This is a genomic window from Brevibacterium picturae (genome assembly GCF_030453725.1).
Lineage (GTDB): Bacteria > Actinomycetota > Actinomycetes > Actinomycetales > Brevibacteriaceae > Brevibacterium > Brevibacterium sandarakinum_A.
Genome location: NZ_JAKDJU010000307.1, coordinates 1 through 2,212 on the forward strand (window position 1 = coordinate 1; position 2,212 = coordinate 2,212).

The 2,212-nt window shown below is 65.0% G+C and carries 3 protein-coding genes; 2 read left to right on the top strand and 1 reads right to left on the bottom strand.

All coding sequences use genetic code 11. From position 1 onward, the window contains the following. The first annotated feature begins 146 nt into the window (after positions 1–146). Positions 147–647: a Cys-tRNA(Pro) deacylase gene (gene ybaK / locus L0G76_RS15880; protein WP_092103749.1), complete on the top strand. Its 501-nt coding sequence runs from the start codon at positions 147–149 to the stop codon at positions 645–647. A 15-nt stretch (positions 648–662) separates the two neighbouring features. Here ybaK and L0G76_RS15885 read toward each other — a convergent pair whose 3' ends face one another. Continuing rightward, positions 663–1,274 (bottom strand): YigZ family protein, encoded by a 612-nt coding sequence (locus tag L0G76_RS15885; RefSeq protein WP_304358097.1) that lies wholly within the window; start codon positions 1,272–1,274, stop codon positions 663–665. 153 nt (positions 1,275–1,427) lie between these two features. Between L0G76_RS15885 and L0G76_RS15890 the strand changes: the two genes are divergently transcribed. Beyond that, on the top strand, positions 1,428–2,212 hold a 785-nt coding region (locus L0G76_RS15890; protein ID WP_304358098.1), incomplete at its 3' end, for an aminotransferase class III-fold pyridoxal phosphate-dependent enzyme.

The window sequence follows — 2,212 nt, forward strand, 5'->3', positions numbered from 1 at the left end:
GACTTCGCTTATTGTGGGCGGGTACCCATCAGCACTCGATACAACATTCCGTCCGTATCGACGCGGGAACACAGGGGTCAACAGCCCCCGGACAGAAATGTTCCGCGTGTCCCCGCCGATTTACGGGCAGGAGGCACGACCCCCATATGACAGTGGCATCCAAACCGACAAGCGCGGCTACCCCGGCCGTCCGCGTACTCAACCTGGCAGGCATCGATTACACCCTGCACAGCTTCGATCACGATCCGAGGACCCGCCGTTACGGGTCAGAGGCCGCCGATAAGCTCGGCGTCGGCTCCGACCAGGTGTTCAAGACCCTCATGATCCAGGTCGACGGCGCACCCGTCACCGCTCTGGTTCCCGTATCCGGGCAGCTTGACCTCAAGGGCCTGTCCTCCGCACGCGGAGCGAAGAAGGCTCAGTTGGCGGGCGTGGCCGAGACCGAGCGTCGCACCGGCTACCCGGTCGGTGGGGTTTCCCCGTTCGGCCAGCGCCATGCTGTTCCGGTCGTCATCGACCGCACTGCGCTCGAGCACTCCTCGGTCTTCGTCTCTGCAGGTCGGCGCGGTCTCGAAATCGAGATCCGACCCGAAGATCTCGTCATGTTGACCAACGCTCAGGTCGGGAAGATCGCAACGCTGGACTGAACCGTCCGATACTGATCACACCCATTCGACATCACCGACGGAGGGCTCTGCCTGTCCGGCGGTGATGTCTGCGTACATCGCCAGGGCAGCATCCACCTCGGCGACGGGGGTCATCATGTCGATCTCCACCTGCGCGCCGTACTGAGCTCGCGTCGTCCATCCGCGGTTCCCGGCGGCCCGCTGAAGCGCATTGGCCTGGGCGTAGTCGACGTCGGCGCGCACGGGCACCAACTCATGCTTCGTCACGACGCGAGCCGTGTCCAACGCCGCCGAGGTGGCCTGGCCGTAAGCGCGGACGAGTCCTCCCGCACCCAGCAGAGTTCCCCCGAAATACCTGGTCACGACCGCGACGACGAAGGTCAGCCCATGACCGGTCACGACGTCGAGGATCGGTGCCCCGGCCGTGCCCGCCGGTTCACCGTCATCGCTGAACCGCTGTGTGCGCGAATCGGGATCGAGGACGAACGCCGTGCAGTGATGGCGCGCCTTCGGATGAGCGTTCCTGCGCTCGGCGATGACTTCCCTGGCCTCTGCCTCGTCGGCGACCGGTGCGACGAACCCGATGAAGCGTGACTTCTTGATCTCGATCTCGGCTTCGGTGGGGGCAGCGATGGTGCGGTAGGGCATGCGTTTCACTCTACCCAACGCCACGGACGCGGGTGGTCTCGGCAATCGTGTGAATCTGATCTACGATGAGCGGACACGCGCGGAACGCGCGCCGCCACCCGACGCGGAAGACGTGTGGCGATTGCCTGAACAATGGTGAAAGGGTGATGGGGAGTGCAGCAGCTCAGCGACACTGAAATCTCAGCGATCAAGGACGAATCGGCCAGGGCATACGAACTCGACCGGGCACATGTCTTCCACTCATGGTCGGCCCAGGAACTGATCGATCCGATGACCGTCTCCCGGGCCCAGGGCTCGCGCATCGTCGACGGGGAAGGGCAATCCTTCCTCGACTTCTCCTCCCAGTTGGTCAACACCAACATCGGGCACCAGCACCCGAAGGTCGTGCAAGCCATCAAGGACCAGGCCGACCTGCTGTGCACGATCAGCCCCGCCCACGTCAACGCTGCCCGGTCGGAGGCCGCGCGACTCATCACCGACCGGACCCCTGCGGGCCTCGACCACGTGTTCTTCACCAACGGCGGAGCCGACGCCAACGAGCACGCGATCCGCATGGCCCGGCTGCACACCGGCAAACACAAGGTCCTCTCCCGTTACCGTTCGTATCACGGCGGCACCGAGACCGCCGTCAACGTCACCGGCGACCCGCGCCGCTGGTCCAACGACCGCGGGGACTCCGGAGTCGTCCGCTTCTTCGGGCCCTTCCTCTACCGGTCCGAATTCTCTGCCACCACCGAGGCGGAGGAGACAGCACGGGCTTTGCGCCACCTCGAGCGCACCATCGAACTCGAAGGCCCGTCGACGATCGCCGCGCTCATCCTCGAGACCATTCCCGGCACCGCCGGCATCATGCTGCCGGGCAGTGACTACATGCAGGGCGTGCGGGCATTGTGCGACAAGCACGACATCATCTACATCGCCGACGAGGTGATGGCCGG

Excerpts from the sequence above, each read along its gene's own strand:
- ybaK (WP_092103749.1), top strand. The coding sequence starts at position 147 with ATGACAGTGGCATCCAAACCGACAAGCGCGGCTACCCCGGCCGTCCGC.
- L0G76_RS15885 (WP_304358097.1), bottom strand. The coding sequence starts at position 1,274 with ATGCCCTACCGCACCATCGCTGCCCCCACCGAAGCCGAGATCGAGATC.